This is a genomic window from Ensifer sp. SL37 (genome assembly GCF_026672675.1).
GTDB lineage: Bacteria > Pseudomonadota > Alphaproteobacteria > Rhizobiales > Rhizobiaceae > Ensifer > Ensifer adhaerens.
Map to the genome: position 1 here is coordinate 555,032 of NZ_JAPPRN010000006.1, position 18,548 is coordinate 573,579.

General features: G+C 63.9%; 10 protein-coding genes, 3 pseudogenes and 1 riboswitch. Of the genes and pseudogenes, 6 read left to right on the forward strand and 7 right to left on the reverse strand.

Annotated features, from left to right (window positions below; all coding sequences use genetic code 11):
* The first annotated feature begins 14 nt into the window (after nucleotides 1–14).
* From dxs to OVA00_RS14940, 3 genes are all read left to right on the forward strand, one after another.
* Entirely contained in the window at nucleotides 15–1,928 is a 1,914-nt protein-coding gene (gene dxs, locus OVA00_RS14930) for a 1-deoxy-D-xylulose-5-phosphate synthase (protein WP_162770768.1), read from the forward strand.
* A 138-nt stretch (nucleotides 1,929–2,066) separates the two neighbouring features.
* Nucleotides 2,067–2,837, forward strand: a complete 771-nt coding sequence (locus OVA00_RS14935; protein ID WP_268089261.1) for a TlyA family RNA methyltransferase — start codon at nucleotides 2,067–2,069, stop codon at nucleotides 2,835–2,837.
* On the forward strand, nucleotides 2,834–4,084 hold the full coding sequence (locus OVA00_RS14940) for a class I SAM-dependent RNA methyltransferase (protein WP_268089262.1): 1,251 nt from the start codon (nucleotides 2,834–2,836) through the stop codon (nucleotides 4,082–4,084). The genes OVA00_RS14935 and OVA00_RS14940 overlap by 4 nt, the downstream gene beginning before the upstream one ends.
* 127 nt (nucleotides 4,085–4,211) lie before the next feature.
* Here the strand turns inward: OVA00_RS14940 and OVA00_RS14945 are convergent, their stop codons facing one another.
* The 4 genes and pseudogenes from OVA00_RS14945 to OVA00_RS14960 form a co-directional block, all read right to left on the reverse strand.
* Nucleotides 4,212–6,398 carry a methyl-accepting chemotaxis protein gene (locus OVA00_RS14945; protein WP_268089263.1) on the reverse strand — a complete coding sequence of 729 codons (2,187 nt, stop codon included), beginning with the start codon at nucleotides 6,396–6,398 and terminating at the stop codon, nucleotides 4,212–4,214.
* Nucleotides 6,399–6,728: 330 nt separating this feature from the next.
* Nucleotides 6,729–8,828 carry a methyl-accepting chemotaxis protein McpU gene (mcpU, locus tag OVA00_RS14950; protein ID WP_442780510.1) on the reverse strand — a complete coding sequence of 700 codons (2,100 nt, stop codon included), beginning with the start codon at nucleotides 8,826–8,828 and terminating at the stop codon, nucleotides 6,729–6,731.
* A 357-nt stretch (nucleotides 8,829–9,185) separates the two neighbouring features.
* Nucleotides 9,186–9,938: a crotonase/enoyl-CoA hydratase family protein gene (locus OVA00_RS14955; protein ID WP_268089264.1), complete on the reverse strand. Its 753-nt coding sequence runs from the start codon at nucleotides 9,936–9,938 to the stop codon at nucleotides 9,186–9,188.
* An 11-nt stretch (nucleotides 9,939–9,949) separates the two neighbouring features.
* Nucleotides 9,950–11,766 (reverse strand): annotated as a pseudogene (locus OVA00_RS14960) (acyl-CoA dehydrogenase).
* Nucleotides 11,767–12,055: 289 nt separating this feature from the next.
* Here OVA00_RS14960 and OVA00_RS14965 point away from each other — a divergent pair.
* Nucleotides 12,056–13,047, forward strand: a pseudogene (locus OVA00_RS14965) (transporter).
* A gap of 76 nt (nucleotides 13,048–13,123) precedes the next feature.
* The gene (locus tag OVA00_RS14970) at nucleotides 13,124–13,558 is read left to right on the forward strand and encodes a VOC family protein (RefSeq protein ID WP_090294832.1); all 435 of its coding nucleotides are present in this window, start codon (nucleotides 13,124–13,126) and stop codon (nucleotides 13,556–13,558) included.
* A 131-nt stretch (nucleotides 13,559–13,689) separates the two neighbouring features.
* Here the strand turns inward: OVA00_RS14970 and OVA00_RS14975 are convergent, their stop codons facing one another.
* Nucleotides 13,690–14,118: a BA14K family protein gene (locus tag OVA00_RS14975; protein WP_060584355.1), complete on the reverse strand. Its 429-nt coding sequence runs from the start codon at nucleotides 14,116–14,118 to the stop codon at nucleotides 13,690–13,692.
* A 416-nt stretch (nucleotides 14,119–14,534) separates the two neighbouring features.
* On the opposite strand from OVA00_RS14975, the pseudogene OVA00_RS14980 reads away from it, so the two are divergent.
* Nucleotides 14,535–15,545: pseudogene (locus OVA00_RS14980) on the forward strand (glycoside hydrolase family 25 protein); the annotation flags it as partial.
* Between the two features lie 249 nt (nucleotides 15,546–15,794).
* Here the strand turns inward: OVA00_RS14980 and OVA00_RS14985 are convergent.
* Nucleotides 15,795–16,889, reverse strand: coding sequence for a hybrid-cluster NAD(P)-dependent oxidoreductase (locus tag OVA00_RS14985; RefSeq protein WP_268089266.1), 1,095 nt, complete (start codon nucleotides 16,887–16,889; stop codon nucleotides 15,795–15,797).
* Between the two features lies 1 nt (nucleotide 16,890).
* Entirely contained in the window at nucleotides 16,891–18,135 is a 1,245-nt protein-coding gene (locus tag OVA00_RS14990) for an aromatic ring-hydroxylating oxygenase subunit alpha (protein WP_060516342.1), read from the reverse strand.
* Between the two features lie 104 nt (nucleotides 18,136–18,239).
* Nucleotides 18,240–18,440: riboswitch (cobalamin riboswitch) on the reverse strand.
* Between the last annotated feature and the right edge of the window lie 108 nt (nucleotides 18,441–18,548).

An 18,548-nucleotide genomic window follows, 5' to 3' on the forward strand; every position in this document is an offset into this window, starting at 1 on the left:
TGCCAACCAATCCGATGCCGGCTACTCCCTTGCTCGACAAGGTGACCTATCCCGACGATCTGAAGAAGGTCGACGACAAGGATCTGCCGCAGCTTGCCGGAGAAGTCCGGGCAGAAATGATCGACGCAGTGTCGCGCACCGGCGGGCACCTTGGCGCGGGCCTCGGCGTCGTCGAACTGACGATCGCCATCCACAAGGTGTTCAACACGCCGCATGACCGGCTGATCTTCGACGTCGGCCATCAGTGCTATCCGCACAAGATCCTCACCGGCCGCCGCGATCGTATCCGCACGCTCCGTCAGGAGGGCGGCCTCTCGGGCTTTACCCGCCGCGCCGAGAGCGAATTCGACCCCTTCGGCGCCGCGCACTCCTCGACCTCGATTTCCGCCGGCCTCGGCATGGCGGTCGCAGCCGATCTCGACGGCAAGAACCGCAATGTCATCGCCGTCATCGGCGACGGTGCGCTTTCGGCCGGCATGGCCTATGAGGCGCTGAACAATGCCGGCGCGCTCGACGCGCGGTTGATCGTCATCCTCAACGACAACGACATGTCGATCGCGCCGCCGACCGGCGCGATGAGCGCCTATCTGGCGCGCCTTGCCTCCGGCCGCACCTATATGGGCATCCGCGAAGTCGGCAAGAAACTGACCGCGTATCTCGGCAAAACCGTCGATCGCGCGATCACCCGCGCGGTCGAGCATGCCCGCGGCTACGTCACCGGCGGTACGCTCTTCGAAGAGATGGGCTTCTACCATATCGGCCCGATCGACGGGCATTCGTTCGACCATCTGCTGCCGGTGTTGCGCAACGTGCGCGACAACGCCAAGGGTCCGGTTCTGATCCATGTGGTGACGCAGAAGGGCAAGGGCTATCCGCCGGCGGAAGCTGCCGCGGACAAGTACCACGGCGTCAACAAGTTCGACGTCATCACCGGTGCCCAGGCGAAGGCGAAGCCGAACGCGCCCGCCTATACCTCTGTTTTCGCCGATGCGCTGACGCAGGAAGCCGGCTTCGACGACAAGATCGTCGCCGTCACCGCCGCCATGCCGTCCGGCACCGGGCTCGACAAGTTCGCCAAGGTCCATCCGTCGCGCTGCTTCGATGTCGGCATTGCCGAGCAGCACGCCGTAACCTTTGCCGCCGGCCTTGCCGCCGAAGGCTACAAGCCGTTCGCAGCGCTTTATTCGACCTTCCTGCAGCGCGGCTACGACCAGGTGGTCCACGACGTGGCGATCCAGGGTCTACCGGTGCGCTTCCCGATCGACCGTGCTGGTTTCGTCGGCGCCGACGGTCCGACGCATGCGGGCTCGTTCGACACGACCTATCTCGCCACCCTTCCCGGCTTCGTGGTGATGGCGGCTGCCGACGAGGCGGAACTGAAGCACATGGTGCGCACGGCTGCTGCCTATGACGCCGGCCCGATCTCGTTCCGTTATCCGCGCGGCGAAGGCGTTGGCGTCGAGATGCCGGAGCGGGGCCAGATCCTCGAGATCGGCAAGGGCCGTATCGTCAAGGAGGGCTCCAAGGTGGCGCTGCTTTCCTTCGGCACGCGCCTTGCCGACTGTCTGCTGGCCGCCGAAGACCTCGACGCCGCCGGCCTTTCGACCACGGTCGCGGATGCGCGCTTTGCCAAGCCGCTGGACCATGACCTCATCCGCGAGCTTGCCCGCAACCACGAGGTGCTGATCACCATCGAGGAAGGTGCCGTCGGCGGCTTTGCCAGCCACGTGCTGCAGTTCCTCGCCGAGGACGGCCTGCTCGACGGCGGCCTCAAGGTTCGCCCGATGGTCATGCCCGACGTCTGGATGGAACAGGCCAAGCCGGAGGCGATGTATGCCGCAGCGGGCCTCGACCGCGCAGGCATCGTCTCGACCGTCTTCAAGGCACTCGGCCAAAAGCAGGATATCGGCATCGGCGCTGCCGGCTGAGGCTTCCGTGCGACTTCAAGCAAAAACCCCGGCTCGTCCCCGGGGTTTTTGCTTTTCCGGACGGAATTGCAGGAAGGGCTCGATGGCTGCGAGCACAGGGGGCTTGCCATTGCGACGGCAAGTCGCCATGAGAAACACATGTCAGAAGATCGCCAGAACGAAGAACACAAGAACCGGGTCCGCCTCGATCAGCTGCTGCTGAACTCGGGGCTGGTCGCAAGCCGCGCGCGTGCCCGTGACGCAATCCAGCGCGGGACCGTCAAGGTCGATGGCCGCACGGTCACCAAGGCAGCGTCGATGTTTGCCGAGAACGTGACGATCACCATCGATGACCCGGCGCAGGACTATGTCTCGCGCGCCGCGCTGAAGCTGGTCGCGGCACTCGATCATTTCGGGCTCGACCCCGCAGGCCAAAGCTGTCTCGATATCGGCGCCTCGACTGGCGGCTTTACCGAAGTGCTGTTGAAGCGCGGCGCCGAGCACGTGGTTGCGATCGATGTCGGCCATGGCCAGATCCATCCGCGCATCGAAGGTGACGAACGCGTCACCAGCATTGAGGGCCTCAATGCACGCGCGATGACCGAGGAGGACATCGACGACCGCGACGTCACTTTCGTCGTCTCCGACGTCTCGTTCATCTCGCTCAAGCTCGCGCTGCCGCCGGCACTCGACATGGCGCTTCCCGGTTCGCACTGCATCCTGCTGGTGAAGCCTCAGTTCGAGGCGGGCCGCGACGCCATTAGCAAGGCGGGCCTGCTCAAGGATCCCGACAGCGCACCTGATGTCGCCGCCGAACTCGAGCGCTGGCTCGTCGAGGACATGGGCTGGCAGAGCCTTGGGCTCATCCCCTCGCCTATTGCCGGCGGCGACGGCAATGTCGAATACCTGCTGGCAGGCAAGAAGCCATGACCACTGAAGCCGTCACCATCAAGCGGCTGGGCGCTCAGGGCGACGGCATTGCCGAAGGTCCTGACGGGCCGATCTATGCACCCTTCACCCTGCCCGGCGAAAGCGTCGCGCTCGCCGTCAACAAATCGCACGGCACGCTGATGTCGGTGAGAGAAGCCTCACCCGAGCGCGTCGAACCGCACTGTCGGCACTTCGGGCCGGATGGCATCAACGGCACCTGCGGCGGCTGCACGATGCAACATGCCTCCGACACGCTCTACCACGGCTTCAAGCGCGATCTGGTGATCGCCGCCCTGAAATCGAAAGGGCTCACACCCGAGGTGGCGCCGCTCATCACCGCCGAGCCCGGCCAGCGCCGCCGCGCGGTCTTCACCGCCCGCAAGACCGAGAAGGATCTGCTTCTCGGCTTCAACCAGGCGGAAAGCCACCATATCGTCGCGATCTCGGAATGTCCGATCGCGAGCCCGGGTATCGTCTCGAAGCTCGCCACCATTGCCAAAGTCGGCGCGGCCATGGCCGTCAATGCCGAGCCATTCCGCATCACCGTGCTCGAAACGCTCTCCGGCCTCGACCTCTCGGTCGATGGCATCAAGAAGCTCGACGACCGCGAGCGCCGCCGCACGGTCGAAGCCGTGCTCGGCGAGCGCGGCATCGCCCGCGTCAGCCTCAATGGCGAGATCATTGTCGAGCCGTTGAAGCCGGTCATTGATTTCGGCGGTGTTTCCGTTTCGCCACCGCCCGGCAGTTTCACCCAGGCGACGGCGCAGGGGGAAGAGGCAATGGCGAAGCTGGTGCTCGACCATCTCGGCAAGTCCAAGCGCGTCGCCGACCTCTTTGCCGGCTGCGGCACGTTTGCGCTGCGCATCGCCCGCAAGGCGCGGGTGCATGCGGTCGAAGGCGAAGACAAGGCACTGAAGGCGCTCGATCTGGCGGCTCGCAACACGCAGGGGCTCAAGCCCGTCACCGTCGAGAAGCGTGATCTCTTCCGCCGCCCGCTCATGGCGCAGGAACTGAAGGTCTTCGACGCGGTCGTCTTCGATCCGCCACGCGCCGGCGCGGACGTGCAGTGTCACGAGATCGCCCGCTCCGGCGTCAAGAAGGTCGTCGCCGTCTCCTGCAATCCAGTGACGCTTGCGCGCGACCTCTCGATCCTCGTTGCCGCCGGATACCGCATCACCTCGGTGACGCCGATCGACCAGTTCCTCTGGTCGGCCCATGTCGAGGCGGTGGTCACGCTGGAGAAATGAGAAGGCCCGGTTTCCCGGGCCTTCGTTATCGTTCGACTTGAAGCGTCTGCCAGACTGATTCACGCTTGCGTGCTATCCTCTTGTTTTTGCACTCGTCTTAGCATGACCCGCGGACGCCGATCCGTCGTCACGCCGCGCGGCGGCGGTATCCACCCCCACCTGCGTAAGAGCCCTGCCCTTCTCCGAGGTTGAACTGGGCGAGCAGCGCATTGAGCGAGGCTGCTTCCGACGCCAGGCCATGGCTTGCCGCCGTCTGTTCCTCGACCATGGCCGCGTTCTGTTGCGTGCCCTGGTCCATGGTGTTTACGGCCGTGTTGATCTCCTGAAGACCGGTGGACTGTTCGCGCGTCGCGGTCACGATCGCGCTCACATGCTTGTTGATCTCATGAACTTCGGCAACGATCGTCTCCAGTGCCTTGCCGGTATCGCCGACCAGCGTGACACCGTTTCGAACCTGGTTTCCCGAGGTCGTGATCAGCGCCTTGATCTCCTTGGCGGCCTGTGCCGAGCGCTGGGCGAGTTCACGCACTTCCTGCGCGACGACCGCAAAACCCTTGCCGGCTTCACCGGCACGGGCCGCCTCGACGCCGGCGTTCAGTGCAAGGAGGTTGGTCTGGAAGGCGATATCATCGATGACGCCGATGATGTTGGAGATCTCGCCCGAGGACTTCTCGATCGCATGCATCGCATCTACGGCGTTGGCAACGACTTCGCCGGACTTCTCAGCGCCGGCACGGGTGCGGGCGACCAGCGCACCAACCTCTTCGGCGCGGCGAGCCGAGTCCTTGACCGTCGTGGTGATCTCCTCGAGTGCCGCGGCGGTCTCTTCGACCGAGGCTGCCTGCTGCTCCGTGCGGCGGGCGAGATCGTCGGCGGCCGAGCGGATTTCCGTCGCGCCGGCGTCGATGCCGCGGGCATTGGCACCGACGGCGCAGAGCGTGTCGTGCAGCTTGGCGACCGAATTGTTGAAGTCGGCTCTGAGACTGTCGAGGCGATCGGCGAAGGGGTTGTCGATGCGGTAGGCGAGATCGCCGTCAGCAAGACGGCCAAGGCCCGTCGCGAGACCGTTTACAGCCTGCTGGATTTCGGCCGCATCGCGCGCCTTCTGCGCCTCGCGTTCCAGGCGCTCGCGTTCCGACAGCGAGCGGTTCGCATCCGCCTCGCTTTCGAGCTGCATCTTGGCGATCGTCGCATCACGCAGGACACGCAGCGACCGGGCGAGATCGCCGATCTCATCCTTGCGCTCGGCCTCGGACAGGTCGACGTCGGTCTCGCCAGCGGCGATCTGGCCGGTGACGCCGATGACATTGGCGACGCGCTTGCGGAAGCGGCTCGCCAGTGTCCAACCGACGATGATCATGATCGCGGCGGCAACGGCAATGACGGCGATCGAAATCATCGCGAGATGCGAAAGGCCGGCAAAGACCGTGGCTTCGGGCACCGAGACCACGACGTACCATTCGGTGTCGGGCAGCAGGTTGACCGGTACGGCGACGGCCAGATGCCCGCTGCCATCCGTGTGCTTCAGCGCGAAGGCCTGGCCGGTGTGGCTCAGGAGGTCACCCCACCCCTCACCCGCGAGCGGCGTGTCTTTCAGCACCTTGCCGAGGACCTTGGCATCCGGATGGCTGATGATGCTGCCATCCTTGCTGAGCAATGAGACGAAACCGGTGCCGAAGGGCTTCAGTTTGGCGAGTTCGGTCGAGAGTTCGCCGAGCGCCATGTCGACGCCGACCACACCGATGAAGGCGCCGTCCTTCTTCAGCGGCACCATGATCGAGGTCATCAGCACGTCCTTGCCGTTGATCGGGTAGACATAAGGCTCGGTGACCATGTCGAGGCCGGTCTTCTTCGGGATCTGGTAGTAGTCGCCCGGACCCGGCTTGTCATAATCGGCCAGCGCCTCGTGGATCACCTTGTCGCCGGAGCGGGCGATATAGGGAACGAAGCGGCCGGTCGCGTCATGGCCGGGCTTGCCGACGAATTCGGCGTCCTTGCCGTCGAAGGCGTTCGGCTCCCAGCCGGTGCTCATGCCGACGGCAAGCGGATTGTCGACGATCCAGCGTTTCATCAGGGTTTCGATTTCGGCGCGCGACGGCTCGCCGGTGCCCTTTACCGCATAGAGCGCGGAGCGGATGTTGTTTGCGAGCGTCTTTGCCTCGGCAAACTTCGTCTCGACGCTGCGCGCGCTTGCGGATGCGGCATTGGTCATTTCGGCGATGCTGCGCTCGCGCAATTGCTGATAGGAGAGCCAGAAGACGACGGCGGCGGTGACCATGGAGGTCAACAGGCCGGTCATCACGATGGCGAACATGTTTCTTGCCGTTGCAGTCTTTAGGATCACCGTATGTCTCCCCTCGCGCCTCCGCCGTTGCGGTCGTGCGCGGCCAAATCATCGATTGCGTGACGGGCACGCTGAGCATTGGGACAGGTGTCTGGGGCACATCGCGATGATGAATGCTGGAGGCGACGTGCGGGCGAAGTCATTTCGCGGCGAAGAAACGGTATGCGCGAGCGCTTTATCAAAGCTTAAGAAACAAGGGGATGACTCGCGATCCTGCAGTGAAAAGCGAGAATCCTGATGCACTGCGCAAAGAAAAGGCCCGGTCTCCCGGGCCTTTTGCTTCTCAAATGTCGGCGAGGACTAGGCTGCCCGGCGGCGGTGGCTGGTCGCTGCCGCGTATACGCTCTGCGTATCGCCGAGGTTAAACTGGGCCAGCAGTGCGTTGAGCGAGGCTGCTTCCGACGCCAAACCATGGCTTGCCGCCGTCTGTTCCTCGACCATGGCCGCGTTCTGCTGCGTGCCCTGATCCATGGTGTTGACCGCCGTGTTGATCTCCTGGAGGCCCGTCGACTGCTCGCGCGTCGCGGTCACGATCGCGCTCACGTGCTTGTTGATCTCCTGGACTTCGGCGACGATCGTCTCCAGTGCCTTGCCGGTGTCGCCGACCAAGGTCACGCCGTTGCGGACCTGGTTGCCGGAGGTGGTGATCAGTGCCTTGATCTCCTTGGCCGCATTGGCCGAGCGCTGGGCGAGTTCACGCACTTCCTGCGCGACGACGGCAAAACCCTTGCCGGCTTCACCGGCACGGGCCGCCTCGACGCCGGCATTCAGTGCGAGCAAGTTGGTCTGGAAGGCGATGTCGTCGATGACGCCGATGATGTTGGAGATCTCGCCCGAGGACTTCTCGATCGCATGCATCGCATCTACGGCGTTGGCAACGACTTCGCCGGACTTCTCAGCACCGGCACGCGTGCGGGCGACCAGCGCGCCGACCTCTTCAGCCCGGCGGGCGGAGTCCTTGACCGTCGTGGTGATCTCTTCAAGCGCTGCGGCGGTCTCCTCGACCGAGGCTGCCTGCTGCTCCGTGCGGCGGGCGAGATCGTCGGCGGCCGAGCGGATTTCCGTCGCGCCGGCATCAATGCCGCGGGCATTGGCACCGACGGCGCAGAGCGTGTCGTGCAGCTTGGCGACCGAGTTGTTGAAGTCGGCGCGCAGGCGATCGAGACGATCGGCAAAGGGATTGTCGATGCGATAGGCCAGATCGCCGTCAGCAAGACGGCCGAGACCGGTTGCCAGACCATCGACGGCCTGCTGCACTTCGGCAGCATCGCGCGCCTTCTGCGCTTCGCGTTCCAGTCGCTCGCGTTCCGACAGCGAACGGTTCGCATCCGCTTCGCTTTCGAGGCGGGCGCGCTCGACTGCATTGGCCTTGAAGACGGCGACGGCGGCGGCCATCGAGCCGATCTGGTCGGTCCGCTCTTCGCCGGGGATCTCGACGTTGTGGTTACCCGACGCGAGTTTCTCCATCGCGCTGGTCATGTCCGTAACCGGGCGGATGACGAGGCGGTTGAGGAAGGTCGCGAGGAAGACGAGCATCACGCCGACCGCAAGGATCGTGGCGATGGTAGCGGCAATGCGGAACTGATCGATCGCCGAATAGGCGGCGTCGGCGTCGATGACGAAGCCGACATACCATTCGACCGAGGGCAGGCCCTGGACCGGAACGAAGCTCACCAGCATCGGCTTGCCGTCGAGCTCGGTGTTCATGATACCGGAGCCGATTGCCGGTGTGTCGATCGGGAAGGCATCGGCGAGCCACTTGGTGACCAGCTTGGCATCGGGATGAACCAGGATCTGGCCGTCCTTGCTGGCGAGGAAGGCAAAGCCTTCACCGCCGACATCGACGCCCTTGATCATCGTCACCAGGGTATCGAGCGAGAAGTCGCTGGCGGCAACGCCATAGAGCTTGCCGTCGCGCTTGACCGGAACGGCGGCGCTGATGATCAGCGCGCCGCTGGACGCGTCGACATAGGGTTCGGTCAGCACGCGAGCGTCAGCCTTGACGGCCTGCTGGTACCAGGGGCGCTGACGCGGGTCATAGCCTGCCGGCATCGGATTGTCGGGCCAGGTGATGAACTTGCCGCTTTCGTTGCCAACATAGGTCGACATGAATTCGCTGGTGAGAACGTCGTTCTTCAGGATCGGCTGGACCCCACCGTCATCCGCGACGGTGCCGGTGGCATCAGCCACCATCGCCGTCAGCGTGACGCGGCCGTTCAGCCACTTGGCGACGCTCTGCGCGGCCTGGGTACCGGAGGAGGCAATGTTCTCCTCGACGGCCTTGGTGGTCGTGTCGCGCTGCAGGCTGTCGATGTAAACGGAAAAGCCGGCGAAAGCGCCGACGACGACACAGGACGCGGCAACGAGAATGCGCGTCATGAGGTTCGATCGCTTGGACAAGGTGGGCTCCCAATGGGTGCCGGCGGCGGCCGCCGGACATGAGCTCTTGATGATTTTCGCGCAGCATCCGTCGTCCGTCCGTGAAGACGGCGCGCAGAGGCTGACGGGAAAACGTTGAACATGCCCGAAGGCGAGGCCAGCCCTGCTTCATGCGGCTGGGGCCATCCCAAAATAGGGATGGGCCTATCGCGCAGGACGCTAGCGACCGGTATTTAAGAACAAATTAAAATTGATCTATTCAAGTTCGCGATGGCGGCAGCAACGGGATCTTTACCGCCGGCCGGGTAAGAGCTTGCCCCCGAATGCAAAACGGGTGCACAGCGGCACCCGTCTCACCCATCACAAATCCAAACTGGTTTAGCGGCGCATGAAGGCCTCGAAGGCGGTCCGCGCCTCGGCACTCTTCAATTGCGCGGCGAAGTGCTTCGCCTCTTCGTCGATACGCGCCAGCACTTCGCTGCGGTCGCCACGGACGAGATCGCGGGCGATGCGAAGCGCCTCCGGCGGCTTCTTGGCGAGCCGGCCAGCAAGCGCCAGGGTTTCGCGCTCGACCGCGTCCGCGTCGACAATCTTCCAGATCAGTCCCGCGTCCACGGCCTCGCCTGCGGTGAGCGGTTCGCCGGCGGCAAGCAGCGCGAAGGCCCGCTGGTGACCCATGATGCGCGGCGCGATCAGGCTGGAGGCCGCTTCCGGCACCAGCGCCAGGTCGACGAAGGGCGTCTTGAAAACCGAGCGCTCGGACGCAATCGTCAGGTCGCAATGCAGATGGATCGTCGTGCCGATGCCGATCGCGAGACCGTCGACGCCCGAGACGACAGGCTTCGTTGCGGTCGCGAGTGCCCTCAGGAACTCAATCACCTCCATGCCCATGGAACCGCCCATGGCGAAGGCGAGGAAGTCGGCCATGTCGTTGCCGGCGGAAAAGCAACCATCGGTGCCGAGAAAGGCGGTGGCGCGCACGGCCGGATCGGTAGAAGCGACCGTCAGCGCATTGGTCATCTTCGCGTACATGTCGCGCGTGATGGCGTTTTTCTTTTCCGGCCGGTTGAAGCGGATCACCTGGACGCCGGGATGGGCTTCCGGCCGTTCGATGAGCACGTGGTCGGTCATGATGGGTCCTTTCAGGCCAGAACAGCGCGAGCGACGGCGAGGCTGTCGGCACCGTTGACGACACGGTCTTTCAGCGCGGCAGTCTCGGCCAGCAGGTTTTCGGCGGTGAAGCGGCAGAGCGCAATGCGCTGATCGTCCTTGCCATCGCTGACTTCCGCCAGACCACCCTTGGCGAGATAGGCGCCGGTCAGCGCCAGGCCGAACAGGCGCTGGTAGGCGGTGGCGCCGGCGAGTGCTTCTGCGAGCTTGCCGCCGGCAACCGCCGCAATCAACCACTCGGTCGCGGCCGAAAGATCGTCCAGCGCCGCATCGAGGCGTGCAGCCGTCTCGCCAAAACCGTCGCGGTTCGAGGCACGAACTGCCGCGGCGATCTCGCGCAACTCGGCAATGAAGCCACGCACGTGGCCGCCATCGGAAAGCGGCAGCTTGCGGGTGACGAGGTCGATCGCCTGGATGCCGTTGGTACCCTCGTAGATCGGCGCGATGCGGGCGTCGCGCAGATAGCGGGCAGCACCCGTTTCCTCGATAAAGCCCATGCCACCATGCACCTGGATACCCATCGAGGCGACATCGACGCCGGCGTCGGTCGAGAAGGACTTGGCGATCGGCGTCAGCAGGCTGGAGCGTTCCTGCCAGAACTTCGCCTTTTCGCCTTCGGCTGCATGCCCCATGTCGACGGCGTGGGCGCAGGCGTAGGAAATCGCGCGCGAGCCCTGCGTCAGCGCCTTCATCGTCAGGAGCATGCGGGCAACATCCGGGTGCTCGATGATCGGGCTCATGCCCTGCCCCGTCCAGCCAGGCGCCTTACCCTGGGTGCGTTCCTTGGCAAAGGCGATCGCCTTCTGCGTCGCGGCGTCGGCAATGGCCACGCCCTGCATGCCGACGGCCAGGCGGGCGTTGTTCATCATCGTGAACATGCAGGCGAGGCCGCGGTTCTCCTCGCCGACCAGATAGCCGATAGCGCCCTTTTCAGCGCCGAACTTGCCGTCGCCATAGATCATCGTGCAGGTCGGCGATCTCTTCTGCCATTCGCTCGAACACAAGCTCGGCATCCATGGATGCCGAGCTTGTGTTCGAGCGAATGGCAGAAGAGATCGTTGCGCTCGCCGAGCGAACCGTCCGCGTTGACCAGGAATTTCGGCACGAGGAACAGCGAGATGCCGCGGGTGCCGGCCGGCGCGTCCGGAAGGCGCGCCAGCACCAGATGGACGATGTTGTCGGTGAAGTCGTGTTCGCCCCAGGTGATGAAGATCTTCTGGCCGAAGATGCGGTAAGTGCCGTCGTCGCGGCGCTCAGCGCGGGCCTTCAGCACACCGAGGTCGGAGCCGGCATGCGGCTCGGTCAAGTTCATCGTGCCGGTCCATTCGCCGGAGACCATCTTCGGCAGATAGGTGGCCTTGAGCTCATCGGAACCGTGCTTTTCCAGCGCCTCGACGGCGCCCATGGTGAGCGTCGGGCCAAGCGCGAAGGCCATGGAGCCGGCGTTCCACATTTCCATGGCGGCGACGTGCAGCATATGCGGCAGGTTCTGGCCGCCGAAGTCTTCCGGGGCCGTCAGCCCGTTCCAGCCGCCGGCGATCCAGTTGTGGTAGAGATCGCGCCAACCGTCTGGGGTCTCGACCTTGCCTTCGACGAGGCGCGACCCCTGCTTGTCGCCGATGTCGCCAAGCGGCGCCACCTCTTCCGTCGCGAACCGACCGGCCTCCGAAAGGATGGCATCGACCAGGTCTTCACCGAGATCACCCAGCGCGCCCGATTGCAGTGCATCGCCCATGCCTGCCACGTGCTTCAGCGTGAATGCGATCTCGTCGACGGGTGCCTTGTACATGATGATCCTCCCAGATAGCCAGGTCGCGCCGGGCGCGGCCTCGTGCGCCGAACACTATTGATTTTTACGTAAACGTCAACGTCAATTGCCGTCGGCTTCCCGAACATCGGGCTACGGCCGCCCGTAACAAAACTGTCATCAACGGCGCATAGAAGCCAAGACAGATAGTGCCGCGCGTCGTCGCAGGACGCGCGACTGTCACTTTAGCACTTTGAATGGCTGCATGTTCCTCCCTCCCGTTGCCAACGATGGATCGGAACAGGCAGCGGACCCTGGACAAGGCGTTCAGATGAACCTGATTTCCCCTGAAATACCCGGCATCGTCTGGGCCTATCGTTTCCTGCCGGGCGAAAGCCGCTGCCAGCGGATCGCCACCGACGCCTCGATCGACAGCCTGCTATCCGGGGAAGGATGGGTGTGGGTTCACCTCGCGCTCTCGGACGCGCGAACGCCTGCGGTCATCGAGCGGATCGGCAACCTGCCGCCGCTCGCAGTCGCCACGCTGACGAGCCACGACACCCAGGCGGCCATCACCGTTTCGGACGATATCGTGCACGGCACGCTCGTCGATTTCGAGCGCACCTTCGACGCGGTGACGAAGACGATCGGCTGGCTGCATTTCGCCGTGAGCGACCGCATCATCATCACCACCCGCCTGCATCCTTTGCGCAGCATCGACCGCGTCAAGGCAGCGGTGGAAAAGAGCACGAAATGCGCACGGTACCGATCGACCTCTTCGAGATGATCGTCGTCGAATTCCAGCGCACGCTGATCTCGCTGGTTCTGGAACTGACCGAGGATCTGAACGTCATCGAGGACCATGTTTATGGCGAGGCCGGGCATCGGCAGCAGCCGGGGCTTGCGCCGCTGCGGCGCACGGTGGTGCGGCTGCATCGGCACCTTCGCACGATCCTCGCCTTGCTCAGGCGGGCGGGCGCATCGGATGAGGACGAGGTACCGCCCGGGTTCATCGACGCCGCCGAGCGGCTTTCCGATCGGCTCGAAGCGGTCGACCGCGACGTCTTCGCGCTGCAGGAACGCGCGCGTCTGCTGCATGAAGAGATCGACAGCAAGATCTCGTCGGAGACCAATCGGCATCTTTACATCCTTTCGCTGATGACCGCCTTCCTCCTGCCGCCGACGCTCGTCACCGGCTTCTTCGGCATGAACACCGGGGCGCTGCCCTTCGCCGACGGCACCGGCACGCTCTATGCGGCGCTGTTCATCGCACTCTCCATGGGCTTTGCCTGGTGGATTCTCCGGCGGATCGGCATTCTCTAAGACGCCGGTCGGAACTCTCCCCAGGCGTTCGGTGTTGTTTGGAGCGACGTCCCCGTAGACCGTGAAGATTGGAAACATGGCGCTCAAGCGAATGGACAACATAGGCATCGTCGTCGAAGACCTCGAAGAGACGGTCGATTTCTTCCGCGAACTTGGCCTTGAGCTCGAAGGGCGGGCGACGATCGACGGGGAATGGGCCGGGCGTGTCACCGGGCTCGGCGATCAGCATGTCGAAATTGCCATGATGCGCACGCCGGATGGCCACAGCAGGCTCGAGCTTTCCCGTTTCCTCGCGCCACCGGTCGTCGCCGATCACCGGACTGCCCCGGTCAATGCGCTTGGCTACCTCCGCGTCATGTTCGCGGTCGACGACGTCGACGAGACGGTTGAGCGGCTCCGCAAACGCGGCGCGCAGTTGGTCGGCGAAGTGGTCCAGTATAAGGACGCCTATCGGCTTTGCTATATCCGCGGTCCCGAGGGGCTGCTCATCGGGCTCGCCCAAGAACTTTAGCCACTGCAGGACAAGTTTTCGCCAGGCACGGCGCGATCATCGGCCAGGCCCATCGCTCGCAGCTATGGCGGCCTCATGTGATCCCAGGCGAAGAAGGGCCAGGAGCGGAAGCGCCCGGCCCTGCCTACCCTTTAACTATAGGGCGAATAGCACTGGCGGCGCGGGCCGCCATAGGGCTGATAGGTATTGTCGTAGGCCCGGTATGAGCGGTAGCGGTCGTAGCACCACTGCACATGGCGGCTGCCATAGACGGGGGCAGGACGCGTGTAGCGCGGCGGCTGGGCGATCGCTCCACCGATAATCACTCCGGTGCCGAAGGCTGCCATCGGATACCACCAGCCATTGTAGTAGCGATAGCCAGGGCGGCGGTAGTTATAACCGCGGTAGCCGTTGTAGTAGTAATAGCCGCCACGACGCTCCATGCCCGGTCGGCGATACTGGACGTTCTGTGCATCGCTCTGCCGCTCAAGGCGCGGCGGTGTCGGCGTGAAGGCCTGCGACGGGGCGGCCGACGTCGCCAGCACAGCCACCGCAACGGCCACGGAAAACCACCGGCTCATCCCGGAATTGAGAACGTTCTTCATAAAATCCCTCCATCACCGAACGCATTTTGCGCGGCCCGGTTTCGGGTTGCCGCGGCATTTCAACCTTTCCATGATTTCACCCGGACCGAGGCCGATACGGGGATGTCCCTCAGCCGGGAAATCCGAAATCGACCGATAACGCGTAAGTCACCGGTTTTGTTCCATCTTCCGCCTCCTGCGGGATCAGGTGGCGGGGCCAGCACCCGTTGCTGCAGCAAGGCATTGCCGCATCGTCGACCAACGCCTTCCCGGCTGATCGTCAGATCGCGAACATGAAAGCAATTGCTTATATACAGCCACAGGTCGGTATACATTCGCGCGTCGCTCCCGCACAGTCCGCTCGGGGGCTGGGATTTACGATGCGTTAACGATACTGTCGGCAATCTCAGAGAATGGCAAAGCGGTGTATCTCCACGACAGGGATGATTCTGCGCCTCGCGACCTTCATCGGTCTGGCTTTCGCGGCGGCGATCGCACGCGCCGGTGAACTGGAACCCTGGAAGACCAAGTCGAATGCCATCATCGTCGACGCCTATGAGATGAACAGCATCGACTGGGAAACGATGCTTGGCGACAAGCGCGTTTCCGGTTTCATCGCCAAAGCCTCCGACGGCCTGCCCGAAAGCTTCTCCTGCACCGGCGACCACAACGGCGACACCTTCAACCACTGCAAGACCATGTGGCGCAAATACGCCGTCAGCCGCGAGCTCTACCAGACCCGCCGGATGATTGCCCGTTCGCACGGGCTGCTGTGGGGTGCCTACCATCTTGCCCGCCCGGGCAATCCCGTCGACCAGGCGAACCATTTCCTCGATTACGCCGATCCGCGCGACGACGAGCTGATGGTGCTCGATCTCGAGGGCATCGATCCGGACAAGTACATGTCGCTGGAGGACGCCGCCATCTTCGCCGGGCACATCAAGACCCGGACCGGGCGCTACCCGATCCTCTATACCAACCACATCACCGCCAAATACATCGCCGCGCACCGGGCCAAACACCGGCTGCTGTCGCGCCTGCCGCTCTGGTACGCCCGTTACAAACCGGATATCCGCCAGGTTTTCCCGATGGGCAACTGGGACAGTTACGCGCTGTGGCAGTTCTCCTCGGGCATCAACTGCGGCAAGCGCCGCTGCCCCTACCGCGTGCCGGGAACGCTTGACGACATCGACGTGAATGTGGCGGCAATGTCGCCGCTGGCGCTGAAAGCGATCTGGGCACAGGGCGTCTTGCTGCCGGAAAAGCCACTGCCACTGATGCTCGTCGCCCAAGCCGAGCGAGGAACGGGCATGCTGGCGGTGGCAAGGGCGACTGCGATGTTTACCGAGCCGCTGCTCGTGAGCCGCGCTGACGCTACGAGTGGCGCCGGCAGCGGTGTCGACATGCTGGTGACCGGCTCGATCGATTTCGCCCGCCAGGAACATGCCCTGCAGGTGGCGATCGCCGGCAATGATGCCGCCCAGGGCGCCTGCTCCAAGACGGGGGCCGGCACCGACGCCCCGGCAAGCATGTCCGCCAATCCGATCCCCTGCAACGCGCCCTAAAGCCTGTCGCGTGAAAAGCATTCACGCGACAGGCATTAAGCGCTTGTTGTTATGCATGTCGTTGTCGCAAAACCGCTGTACACTTTTTCACGATATGCGTCAGCGCCTTCAGGCTTCGATCTGGACATCGCCAAGCGGTCGCGAGCAGCAGGCAAGGATGTAGCCCTCATCGATCTCGTCGTCCAGAATGCCGCCATTGTGGCTCATATCCACCTCGCCTGAGACCTTCATCACCCGGCAGGTGCCGCAGATGCCGCCTTCGCAGGCAGCGCCGATGCGCACGCCGTTGGCGCGCGCCGCCTGCAGGATCGTCTGGCCGGGCTTGGCCTCGATCTCCTTGCCGCTCATGGTGAAGGCGATCTTGGCGGCCTGGACCTCGCCCTCGTCGGCGGCGCCGGCGCGCACGGCAATCTCTTCCGCGGCGGGTGCCGCCGCCGGCTGGAAGCTCTCCTCGTGGTAGCGGCCCATGTCGAAACCGGCCGATTTCAGCATCTCGCGCACGCCGCGCATGAACGGTTCGGGGCCGCAGCAGAAAACGGTGCGGTCCATGAAATCGGGCGCAAGCAGCGGCAGCTTGGCGCCATCAATGCGGCCGCGAAGCCCGTGCCAGCCGTGGCGTGCCTCATGTCCCTCGACGATGAAGCCGAGGTTCAGCCCGGACATCTGCGTCGCCAGAACCTCCAGCTCCGAGCGGAACAGCAGATCGTCCGGCCGACGCGCGCAGGAGATGAAGGTCACATCCGTTTCCGGCACGCAGTCCGCCATCCAGCGCGTCATCGACATCATCGGCGTGATGCCGGAGCCGGCCGAGATGAACAGGTACTTGTCGCCGGGATGGCGGACGAAACTGAAATCGCCGAGCGGGCCAAAGGCGCGGAGTTTCATTCCGGGCTTCAGGTGCTCGAACATCCAGCGGGTGCCGATGCTGTCTGACTGCGCCTTGACGGTCACGGCGATCGACAGCGGCCGCGAGGGCGTCGACGACAGGGTGTAGGTGCGCATCACTGGCTCGTCGGCGACGGGCAGTTCGAGGGTCACGAATTGCCCGGGCAGATAGCGAAACCAGGCGGGCTTTTCGGCCCGGAAGGTGAAGGTCATGACATCGGCGGTCTCGACGACCGCGGATGTGCATTCGAGCATCTGCTGCCGGTCGATCCAGACATGCAGCGCGTCGAAATGGTGAAACGAAGAGGCCATCTGCATGTCAGGCGACCCTTGAAAGCGGAGCCGCGTCGCCGGCAAGGCGCTGCTCCATGAACTTGCAGTACCACTCGACGAACTGCATCACGCCACCCTCGTGCTCGGGCGAATAGGGACCGGGCTCATAGGCCGGTGAGCGGATGCCGAAGGCATTTTCCTCGACGATCTGACGGTCCTGGTCGTTGGTCTCGGTCCAGACATGCGTCAGTTCTTCTAGATTGTAGTCGACGCCTTCGACCGCATCCTTGTTGACGAGCCACTTCGTCGTCACCTGCGTCAGTTCGGGCCCGAGCGGCAGCACCCGGAAGGTGATGGCGTGGTCGGCGAGCACATGGTTCCAGGTGGTGGGATAGTGGAACATCAAGAGCGTGCCGATCTGGCTCTGGGAGACGTCGGCGGACAGGGCCCGCCTGACGGCGCGGGCGCCCGACATGGTGTAGCTTTCGGCATTGTCGACAAGCGGCATGCGGGCGGCGCGGAACTGACCGGTCGGCGACATCTTAAATTCGCTCGGCAGGCCCTCGGCCTCGCACTTCGCCCAATGTTCGGCGATCACAGGATCATCCTTGGCGCCCTGCACCCCGGTCGCCGTCGGCGCCTCAGGATAGGTGCGGCAGAGTTCCGGATGATTGGCGGCGCAATGGTAGCATTCGCGGTTGTTTTCCCAGACGAGCTTCCAGTTGCCCTTCTCGATGATGGTGCTTTCGAACGCGACCTTGGTTTCGCCGAGCCGATGCGGCGCGAGATAGGGCAAGGCCATGTCGCGGAACGCCGTGAAATCCATCGGCTTTTCCGACAGGTTGATGAAGATGTAGCCGCCGACCGTTTCGCAATGGATCGGCTTCAGACTGTGGGCGGCCTTGTCGAAATCCTCTCCCATCTGCCGGGCGAAGAGCAGCGAGCCATCGAGTTCGTAGGTCCACTGGTGATAGGGACAGACAAGCTTTGCCGACGAGCCTTTCGCCTGCGTGCAGACGCGCGAGCCGCGGTGGCGGCAGGAATTGTGCAGCGCCCGGATGGCGCCCTGGCGGTCGCGGGTGATGACAACGGGGTAGTCGCCGACCTGGACGGTGAAGTAATTGCCGGCCCGCGGGATCTCGCAGTCATGGCCGATGAACAGCCAATCCTTGTACCAGATGTTTTCCAGATCCTGCCTGTAGTAGTCGGGATCGATGTAAAAGGCCCGGTCGAGGCTGTAGCCGTCCCGCCTGCCCTTCAGCTTTCGAAGCATATCGTTTCTGGTGTCCATGTCCTGTCCTCATGCGCCATGTTTCGGAGAGGCAGGACAGGAACCCGCACGGGCGCACACCCATGCGTTTGAGGCTCCGATCCGGCTGCCCGCCGCAACCCGTTACGGTTATGTCCGTCAAGGCTGGTTTCCGGGCTCAGGAGCCGTCCTTTCGGACCTGCCCGGCGCCTTCCCGGACGAACCGTCCAGTGGCCTTTGCCGAGGCTTTCGCTCCACCACCGTTGCGGGGGCAGCGCCGGGATTTGACCGGCTTCCCAATTCTCCATCTTCCCTTCGAAGACGGCACCTTGAGTAAGGATATGTAATCGCGGAAGTCGCCTTGGCAGCTGCCCGATAGCGACATCCAATTCCAGAATGACGACACGGAAAAAACCGCCACAAAAGGCCACCGTCTTAGAATTTTTACATTGCAA

What these genes read in the sequence shown, in the direction of transcription:
- OVA00_RS14955 (WP_268089264.1), bottom strand. Translation starts at nt 9,938, where the DNA reads ATGACCGACCACGTGCTCATCGAACGGCCGGAAGCCCATCCCGGCGTC.
- OVA00_RS14935 (WP_268089261.1), top strand. Translation starts at nt 2,067, where the DNA reads ATGTCAGAAGATCGCCAGAACGAAGAACACAAGAACCGGGTCCGCCTC.
- OVA00_RS14940 (WP_268089262.1), top strand. Translation starts at nt 2,834, where the DNA reads ATGACCACTGAAGCCGTCACCATCAAGCGGCTGGGCGCTCAGGGCGAC.
- dxs (WP_162770768.1), top strand. Translation starts at nt 15, where the DNA reads ATGCCGGCTACTCCCTTGCTCGACAAGGTGACCTATCCCGACGATCTG.
- OVA00_RS14975 (WP_060584355.1), bottom strand. Translation starts at nt 14,118, where the DNA reads ATGAGCCGGTGGTTTTCCGTGGCCGTTGCGGTGGCTGTGCTGGCGACG.
- OVA00_RS14985 (WP_268089266.1), bottom strand. Translation starts at nt 16,889, where the DNA reads ATGCAGATGGCCTCTTCGTTTCACCATTTCGACGCGCTGCATGTCTGG.
- OVA00_RS14990 (WP_060516342.1), bottom strand. Translation starts at nt 18,135, where the DNA reads ATGGACACCAGAAACGATATGCTTCGAAAGCTGAAGGGCAGGCGGGAC.
- OVA00_RS14945 (WP_268089263.1), bottom strand. Translation starts at nt 6,398, where the DNA reads ATGTTCGCCATCGTGATGACCGGCCTGTTGACCTCCATGGTCACCGCC.
- OVA00_RS14970 (WP_090294832.1), top strand. Translation starts at nt 13,124, where the DNA reads ATGGCGCTCAAGCGAATGGACAACATAGGCATCGTCGTCGAAGACCTC.